At 31.8% G+C, this 9,530-nt stretch carries 8 protein-coding genes; all 8 read left to right on the top strand.

The window, feature by feature from the left end; genetic code table 11:
• Positions 1 to 33 precede the first annotated feature (33 nt).
• The 8 genes from R6X41_RS11485 (at position 34) to R6X41_RS11520 (ending at position 9,250) form a co-directional block, all read left to right on the top strand.
• Entirely contained in the window at positions 34 to 1,440 is a 1,407-nt protein-coding gene (locus R6X41_RS11485) for a trypsin-like peptidase domain-containing protein (RefSeq protein WP_318500392.1), read from the top strand.
• Positions 1,441 to 1,580: 140 nt separating this feature from the next.
• A complete protein-coding gene (locus tag R6X41_RS11490; protein WP_318500394.1) occupies positions 1,581 to 3,029 on the top strand; it encodes a glyceraldehyde-3-phosphate dehydrogenase in 1,449 nt (482 codons plus the stop codon).
• A gap of 138 nt (positions 3,030 to 3,167) precedes the next feature.
• Positions 3,168 to 3,794, top strand: coding sequence for a tRNA (guanine-N1)-methyltransferase (locus tag R6X41_RS11495; protein ID WP_318500395.1), 627 nt, complete (start codon positions 3,168 to 3,170; stop codon positions 3,792 to 3,794).
• Between the two features lie 143 nt (positions 3,795 to 3,937).
• The gene (gene trmD, locus R6X41_RS11500; protein ID WP_318500397.1) at positions 3,938 to 4,615 is read left to right on the top strand and encodes a tRNA (guanosine(37)-N1)-methyltransferase TrmD; all 678 of its coding nucleotides are present in this window, start codon (positions 3,938 to 3,940) and stop codon (positions 4,613 to 4,615) included.
• A gap of 126 nt (positions 4,616 to 4,741) precedes the next feature.
• Entirely contained in the window at positions 4,742 to 5,095 is a 354-nt protein-coding gene (gene rplS, locus R6X41_RS11505) for a 50S ribosomal protein L19 (protein ID WP_318500399.1), read from the top strand.
• Between the two features lie 766 nt (positions 5,096 to 5,861).
• On the top strand, positions 5,862 to 8,102 hold the full coding sequence (locus R6X41_RS11510; RefSeq protein ID WP_318500401.1) for an NADP-dependent isocitrate dehydrogenase: 2,241 nt from the start codon (positions 5,862 to 5,864) through the stop codon (positions 8,100 to 8,102).
• A gap of 109 nt (positions 8,103 to 8,211) precedes the next feature.
• The gene (gene murQ / locus R6X41_RS11515; RefSeq protein ID WP_318500402.1) at positions 8,212 to 9,030 is read left to right on the top strand and encodes an N-acetylmuramic acid 6-phosphate etherase; all 819 of its coding nucleotides are present in this window, start codon (positions 8,212 to 8,214) and stop codon (positions 9,028 to 9,030) included.
• Positions 9,020 to 9,250, top strand: a complete 231-nt coding sequence (locus tag R6X41_RS11520) for a DUF6095 family protein (protein ID WP_318500403.1) — start codon at positions 9,020 to 9,022, stop codon at positions 9,248 to 9,250. The genes murQ and R6X41_RS11520 overlap by 11 nt, the downstream gene beginning before the upstream one ends.
• The last annotated feature ends 280 nt before the right edge of the window (positions 9,251 to 9,530 follow it).

The raw sequence follows: 9,530 nt of genomic DNA on the forward strand, positions 1-9,530 counted from the left end.
ACATTTAGTATTCAAAATAAATTAACACTAAACATGAGAAAAATATTAACCTTAGTCCTTGTTTCTGCTTTAGGAGGCATGCTAACTCTAGGAACATACAAATTATTTTTAGAAGAAGACAATGCTTTAGTTATTACTAATCCGGAACCTAATTCTTCAACTTTTATACCAACAACTAATGTTTCTAATCTAAATTCAATTAGTAACGCTCCAGATTTTACAGCAGCCGCAGAGAACACGGTTCACACTGTGGTTCATGTGAAAAACACGTCTATTACATCTGGTAAAATGACGTATCAGGATTTATACTACGGAAGAAAATCTGCAAAACCACAAATAGGCACAGGCTCTGGTGTTATAATTTCTCCCGACGGTTATATTATTACTAATAATCATGTTATTAATAATTCTCAAGAACTTACCGTAACATTAAACGACAACAGAGAATATAATGCTACAATTATTGGAAGCGATGAAAAAACAGATATCGCATTATTAAAAATTGAAGCTGGCGAAGATTTACCATATACTACGTTTGGAGATAGTGACCAGGCAAAACTTGGAGAATGGGTTCTTGCAGTTGGAAATCCGTTTAATTTAACATCTACCGTTACTGCTGGAATTATAAGTGCAAAATCTAGAGATTTAACCGGACAAAGTAATCAGTCGTTTATACAAACCGATGCTGCTGTAAATCCAGGAAATTCCGGAGGTGCTTTAGTAAATACGAATGGGGATTTAATAGGAATAAATACAGCTATTTCGTCTCAAACAGGCTCTTATATAGGATACTCTTTTGCGGTACCTAGTAATATTGCTAGAAAAGTTATTGAAGATATTATGGAGTACGGTAACGTACAAAACGGTATTTTAGGAGTTACTGGTGGTGCTTTAAATAATGCATTTGCTGAAAAATTAAATATTGATGACACCGAAGGTTTTTATGTAGACAATGTTGAAGAGGGTTCTGGTGCTCAGGTTGCAGGAATAGAAAAAGGGGATATTATAAAAAAAATAGATCAAGTAAAAATTACAAAATTTGCTGATTTAAGAGGTCATTTGAATACAAAGCGTCCAGACGACATCGTTAATATTACTATTCTAAGAGATGGTGGTTTAAAAGAAATTCCAGTAACTCTAATTAAAAATCAAACCTTTACTATGCCTCTAGTTGGTGTGATTAAAAATACCGATAAAAAAGACTTGAATAAATTCAACTTAGATAATGGTGTAAAAATTATTAGATTGAATGATGAATATGCTCAATATTGGAAACAAAATGGAATTATGGAAGGAACCATTATAACTGCCATAAACGCACAGAAAGTAAATAGTATTGAAGATGTTCAAAATATTCTTCAGAAAAAATCTCCTTACGAACCTTTACAGATTGAATTAATTAATTCTCAAGGTGAAAAAGAGCGATACAATTTTAAATAAGAGATAATCATTTCTCAACAATTATATAAACCCCTTTAGCAATGCTAAAGGGGTTTTATTTTACATAAAATAGCTACGAAAACGTTTGAAATCTATTATTTTTGATTAACTTTTAAACAACTAACTAAAAAACCTAACCGATGAGTTTTAATGAAACTTATGAAAATCAGCTCGCTTTTCAAGCTGACAGAAGAAAAGCAACAGTAAAATTAATTAAAATAGTAAGCGATCTTTGGTACGATAAAGCCATAGAACTAGTCCTTTTTAGAAACAAACTAATAGACAGTAACGTAAGCCAAATTTTAAATTTACATGAATATGCTGGCGCATTTGTTGAGAAACCTATTTCTATTTTCGATTCTGTAGAAATGGCTCAAACAATCAGAAAATTAGATTTGCCCCCTGCTAAATTAGATATAGGGAAGTTAACTTACGAATTTCAATTAGAGAATCTAAAGTATAATAATGCGAACGCCTTTATTGTTGACAAACTTAAAAACGCAAAAAAAAATGGCGCTATTAAACCCAAAGACGTCGTGCTATACGGTTTTGGTAGAATAGGTCGTTTAGTCGCTAGAGAATTAATGACGAGAACAGGAGCTGGAAATCAATTACGATTAAGAGCAATTGTGACGCGTGGAAAATTAGATCAAACGGTATTAGAAAAAAGGGCATCTCTTTTAAGAAACGATTCTGTACATGGCGATTTTTCAGGTACTGTAATTGCAGATGCCAAAAACAACGTCCTTATTATTAATGGGACGACTGTTAATATTATATCAGCAGATAATCCTGAAGAAATCGATTATACTAAATACGGTATAAACAATGCTTTAGTAATTGATAATACTGGTGCCTTTAGAGATAAAGAAGCACTTAGCAGACATTTGGTATCTAAAGGCGTAGATAAAGTATTACTAACTGCTCCAGGAAAAGGTATTCCGAATATTGTTCATGGAGTAAATCATTTAGAATATGATCCGGATACTGTAGATATTTTTTCGGCTGCATCGTGTACAACAAATGCAATAACTCCCATATTAAAGACAATGGAAGATGAATATGGTATAAAACACGGCCACTTAGAAACCATACACGCTTATACCAACGACCAAAATTTAGTCGATAATTACCATAGTAAATACCGCCGTGGAAGAGCAGCAGCCTTAAACATGGTGATTACAGAAACTGGTGCCGGAAAAGCCGTAGCAAAAGCGTTACCTAGTTTAGAAGGTAAGTTAACGTCTAATGCCATTCGTGTTCCAGTTCCTAACGGATCTTTAGCAATTTTAAATTTAGAATTAAAAACAGAGACAACAGTCGATAAATTAAATGCAACAATTAAAAAGAGCGCTTTAGAAGGTGCTTTAGTCGAGCAAATTAAATACGAACTTAGTGACGAATTGGTATCTAGCGATATCGTAGGATGTTCTGCGCCTTCAATATTCGACAGTAAGGCTACAATTGTGAGTCCTAGTAAAACAAATGCGATAATATATATATGGTACGACAACGAGTATGGATATAGTCATCAAGTAGTTAGGCTTGCAAAATACATTTCTAAAGTACGACGTTTTACTTATTATTAATAAGAGTCATCCAAAAATTAATTTTCAACGTATATAAGAAACCTATTAATGTGAGGTTTTTTGTGAATTATAATGTGGAACTTAAGCTTTATTTTTTAATTTCGTAAAAATCTTAAACACCCAAATACGATTTCTATAATGAATGTAATAAAAACGTTAACCACGACACTAATTGCCTGTCTGCTTACCTTAACTTTATTTGCTCAAACAAAGTCTGAAGCAGATTCAGATGCTGATGCCAATTTATCTTTAAATTCAGGTACGTTAGATAATCAGTTTGAATTCCTAATTCAAAAATCTAATAATTACCAAAACTATAAAGTAGTAAAAAAGGCTTGGTTACAAACATTAAAATCACATACTTTAGATTCACTCCAAGCAATTAGAAAGGATTTAGTTGAAACTCAAATAAATGTAGATCAACAAGCTAATGAAATTTCTACTTTAAAATCTAGCTTAAGTGAAACCCAAAATACTTTAGACCTTACTAATCAGGAAAAAGATAGTATGGAGTTTTTGGGCATGCAATTAAGCAAAACAACTTATAACACCTTTATTTGGTCTATAATTGGCGGATTGTTAGTGTGCTTATTATTCTTCATTTATAAATTTAAAAATAGTAACTCGACTACTAAAGAAGCAAAACGTACACTTGCTGAAATTGAAGAAGAATTCGACGAACATCGTAAAACAGCATTAGAAAGAGAACAAAAAGTTCGTAGACAATTACAAGACGAGCTGAACAAGCAAAAAACAAATTCTTAATTCAAAAAAGTAAGAATCGTATTATTTAAATCAAAGTCCATGTTGTTTAACATGGACTTTTTCGTAACAAAATTTGCCCATTAAATATCTTCGGATTTTAAATCGATTCTTCGCATCTTTGCAATTGTTTTAAAAATGAAGCCATGCGTATAGATATTATTACCGTTTTACCCGAGTTACTAAAAAGTCCGTTTGAGGCATCAATTTTAAAACGAGCTATTGATGCTAATATAGTTGAAGTTCATTTTCATAATCTAAGAGAATATACAATCGATAATCATAAAACCATAGACGACTATCAGTTTGGTGGTGGCGCAGGAATGGTAATGCTTATAGAACCTATAGATAAATGCATCACAAAATTAAAATCTGAACGTGATTACGACGAAGTTATTTACATGACTCCAGACGGTGAAACCTTAAAACAAGGTATAGCAAACACCTTATCTTTAAAGGAAAATATTATTATTCTTTGCGGACATTATAAAGGTGTAGACCAGCGTGTACGCGATTTATTCATTACAAAAGAGATTTCTATTGGTGATTATGTACTATCTGGAGGAGAATTGGGAGCTGCCGTTTTATGTGATTCAATTATAAGACTAATACCTGGTGTTTTAGGAAACGAAACCTCTGCCCTAACCGATTCTTTTCAAGATGATTTACTGGCGCCCCCAATATATACACGTCCTAGAGAATATAAAGGACTTAAAGTTCCAGAGATATTATTTAGTGGCAATTTTCCAGAAATAGAGAAATGGCGTGAAGATCAAGCTTTTGAACGGACTAAAGAGCGTCGTCCAGACCTTTTAGATCGCTAAATATTTTTCGCAATTAAGTAGTAGCGATTAAGAAATAATTCACTACTTTTGCAGCCAATTTCGAACCAACCTCTGGCGAAAATCGTGAATGTTGCTTTGGATTAACAATATTAAAACAATAAAGATATGGAATCTTTAGTAAAATTTGTACAAGATCAATTTGTAACAAAAAAGGAATTCCCAGAATTCGGAGCTGGAGACACAATTACTGTGTATTACGAAATTAGAGAAGGTGAAAAAGTACGTACTCAGTTTTTTAGAGGTGTAGTTATTCAAAAAAGAGGTTCAGGTGCTTCTGAAACATTTACTATCAGAAAAATGTCTGGTACTGTAGGTGTAGAACGTATCTTCCCTGTTAACTTACCTGCTTTACAAAAAGTAGAAATTAACAAAAAAGGTAAAGTGCGTAGAGCTCGTATCTTCTACTTCAGAGGTCTTACTGGTAAAAAAGCAAGAATTAAAGAATTAAGAAGACGCTAATCTTAGCATCCTTATAATACTTAAAAGTCCTAACACTAGTTAGGACTTTTTTTATGAACAAAAGTTAATAACTTCGGTTTATAAGTTGTTGATATCTAAAATGTTAAAATACTTTGAAAAACTAGAAATGTTTCCTATCTTTATAAAACAATTAATACTCTAATTTATATTAAAGTGTTAAAAGTTCTTTTAAAAATTGTTTTTTGAGGTTTTAGATGACATGAAATTGCATTTAAAATCATGATGTTTTAAAAAGTAAGATTGTTAGTCAAGATTACCTATTAAAAAGGAAAGTTTTCAGATATACGTATAATAAAAGTTATATATAGAAAAGAAAACAATGTTTAATCTGTGTTTGTATTAATATAAACGGAAGAAAAAACATAAAGAAAAACAATTTAATAGAAACATTTCGTAGCTAGTAGATACATTTTGAAAGTTACAATATTAATGTTTCGTATTTTGAAATAGTCAATTTTAATGAAAACAAGTAAGATTAAAATCCGAACGTATTCAATCAATAGATTGATAAATTTAAAACACTATTTCAGAGAAAGCCATATCAGTATAGTTTAACTATGTGATATGGCTTTTGTTTTATATACTTCTCAATAAAATAACAACATTCTTATATTAATCTTACCAAAACAAGTATACTAATTTAAAATACATATAAGTAAACATTCACTTTTTTGTATATTTGCAATTCGTATAAAAATACCCTATATCATTTGCCCAAAAAATAATTACTATAAAACAAGTTAAAATGGCATACAGCTCACGAATTATTTACACAAAAACAGACGAAGCTCCAGCTTTGGCAACCTATTCTTTTTTACCTATTATTCAAGCTTTCTTAAGTCCTTCTGGAATTAATGTAGAAACTAGAGATATTTCTTTAGCAGCACGAATTATAGCTAACTTCTCTGACTTCTTAACTGAAGATCAACAATTACCAGATGCTTTAACAGAACTTGGGGAATTAGCTAAAAGCCCAGATGCTAACATTATAAAATTACCTAATATTAGTGCTTCTCTTCCTCAGCTTAAAGCAGCTATTAAAGAATTACAAGCAGATGGGTATAAATTACCTGATTTCCCTGACGAACCGAAAACGGATGCTGAAAAAGAAATCAAAGAAAAATACGATAAGATTAAAGGTAGTGCTGTAAATCCTGTATTACGTGAAGGAAATTCTGATCGTAGAGCGCCTAAAGCTGTAAAAAACTACGCAAAAAAATATCCACATTCAATGGGTGCTTGGAGTTCTGACTCTAAAACTCATGTTTCAACTATGACTGATGGAGATTTCGCTAATAACGAAAAATCTGTAACTTTAGATAAAGCAACATCTATTAGTATCCAGTTTGAAGATAAAAATGGAAATACAACAGTATTAAAAGATAAATTAAACCTTTTAAAAGGTGAGATTATTGATGGTACTGTAATGAGTAAAAAAGCATTAATTTCCTTTTTAGAAGCTCAGATTAAAGATGCTAAAGAGAAGAATGTCTTATTATCTTTACATATGAAGGCAACTATGATGAAGGTTTCAGATCCTATCATTTTTGGTCATGCAGTACGTGTATTCTTTAAAAATGTTTTTGCTAAACATGCTGAAACTTTAGATAGTATTGGAGTTGATGTAAATAATGGATTTGGAAACTTATTAACTACAATTGAAGTTTTACCAGAAGACAAACGCAACGAAATACTTGCAGATATCGATGAAGCATTTAAAAATGGTCCTGCTTTAGCCATGGTAAATTCTGAAAAAGGAATTACGAATTTACACGTTCCAAGTGATGTTATTATTGATGCTTCTATGCCAGCGATGATTCGTACTTCAGGACAAATGTGGAATAAAGAAGGAAAACAAGAAGATACTAAAGCTGTAATACCAGATAGTAGTTATGCTAGTATTTACGACGCAACTATCAATTTCTGTAAAGAACATGGTGCCTTCGATCCTACTACAATGGGAACGGTTCCTAACGTTGGACTTATGGCACAAAAAGCAGAAGAATATGGTTCTCATGATAAAACATTTGAAATGGCAGCAGATGGTGTTGTTCGTGTAATTGATGCAGATAAGAATGTATTAATTAAGCATACTGTTGAAACAGGTGATATCTGGAGAATGTGTCAAGCTAAAGACGCACCTATTCAAGACTGGATTAAATTGGCTGTAAGCAGAGCAAGAGCGACAAACATCCCAACTGTATTTTGGTTAGACAAAAACAGAGCTCATGATGTTGAGTTAATTAAAAAAGTAGAAAAATATTTACCAGATCATGATACATCTGGATTAGATATCCAAATTTTATCTCCTGAAGAAGCGACTTACTTTACATTAGCGCGTCTTAAAAAAGGAGAAGATACTATTTCTGTTACAGGAAATGTATTACGTGATTACTTAACAGATTTATTTCCTATTCTAGAGTTAGGAACAAGTGCTAAAATGTTATCTATCGTTCCATTAATGAATGGTGGTGGATTATTTGAAACTGGTGCTGGAGGATCTGCTCCAAAACACGTGCAACAATTCTTAGAAGAAGATCACTTACGTTGGGATTCTTTAGGTGAATTTTTAGCATTGGCTGTCTCTTTAGAACATATGTCTACAACCACTAAAAACAATAAAGCATTAGTTTTAGCTGATACTTTAGATGAAGCAACTGGAAAACTATTAGATAACGGTAAATCTCCTTCTAGAAACGTTAATGAATTAGATAACCGTGGAAGTCATTACTATTTAGCGTTATATTGGGCTGAAGCTTTAGCTAATCAGACTAAAGACGCTACTCTAAAAGCTATGTTTACTGATGTTGCTAAATCTTTAGAGACAAATGAATCTACGATTGTTGAAGAACTTAATTCAATACAAGGTCATCCAGTAAATATTAAAGGATACTATTTACCAAGTGTACAATTAACTTCTGAAGCTATGCGTCCAAGCGCAACTTTAAATGATATTTTAGAAACTATTTCTAAAGCTACAGCTTAAAAAAAAATCAATTATAGTATATACAAAGGCTCCTTAAATGGAGTCTTTTTTTTGTTTAAAACAATTTTTAATTAAACCTAAAAGTTTTACAAATTTGTATCTTTACATTATGGATTTTATCAAAACTACCGAAGCCGATTCTAAATACAATAATTTAGAAAACATGACTGTTTCAGAATTATTAATAAATATTAATAAGGAAGATAAAACAGTACCATTGGCTATTGAAAAAGCATTACCCCAAATTCAATCATTAATAGAGCAAACCGTTTCAAAATTACAGGATGGCGGACGTATTTTCTATATGGGAGCAGGCACAAGTGGTAGACTAGGTGTCGTAGATGCATCAGAATGTCCTCCTACTTTCGGCGTTCCTTCAGATTTGGTTATTGGTATAATCGCCGGCGGAGATAAAGCGATAAGAGATGCCGTAGAATTTGCTGAAGATTCTACAACTCAAGGTTGGGAAGATTTACTACAGTATAATATATCTACTAAAGATATTGTTATTGGTATAGCGGCTTCTGGAACTACTCCTTATGTGATTTCAGCATTAAAAGCTTGTAATGATGCAAATATTATTACGGGCTGCATTACATGTAACCAAGATAGTCCACTTTCTAAAACAGCACAATTTCCTATTGAAATAATTGTAGGGCCAGAATTTGTAACCGGAAGTTCTAGAATGAAAGCAGGAACGGCTCAGAAATTAGTATTAAATATGATTTCTACAGCTACAATGATTCAATTAGGAAAAGTTAAAGGAAATAAAATGGTATACATGCAGCTTAGCAACAATAAATTAGTTGACCGTGGTGTAAAAATGATTATGTCTGAATTGAAAATTTCTTATGAAACTGCAGAAAATCTACTCAAAAAACATAAGAGTGTTAGAAATGTATTAAAACTTACACATCATGGAAACTGAAAGAACAGATAAAAAAATACTAGTAGATGGATTAAAGAAAATGGGGATTTCCCTAGCTCTCATGTTTATTGGTCCATCACTAATACATATTGCTTTTACAAACACCGAAAAACCACTATATATACCAATTTTAATTTTGGGTATTGTAGGTTGCGGTTTCGCTATGTTTTTCGCTTTTAAAGGTCTAATGACTATAATGGATAGTATGTTTAAAAAATAAAAAAAGGATCCTTAATCCTTCTTAAAAACAACCTTTCCTATTATTCAATTAAACACTTCGTACTGGATACGCATATAAACAATAATTGAAACTTTTCCGATTACTTACCAATCCATTCACTTCATTTATTAATTATCACATACATTTTAAATAATTTAAGACCGTTGCAAGGTCAAATCAATTGAATCTATTATTATATTGAATAACTGTTTGTAAATTAAGTTCTCAAGTCTTATTTTTAGGTTATGAAATTACAGAAAGCCCCAACCTTAGCGGACAG

Origin of the sequence: Formosa sejongensis (assembly GCF_033447105.1) — a bacterium.
Taxonomy (GTDB): domain Bacteria; phylum Bacteroidota; class Bacteroidia; order Flavobacteriales; family Flavobacteriaceae; genus Formosa.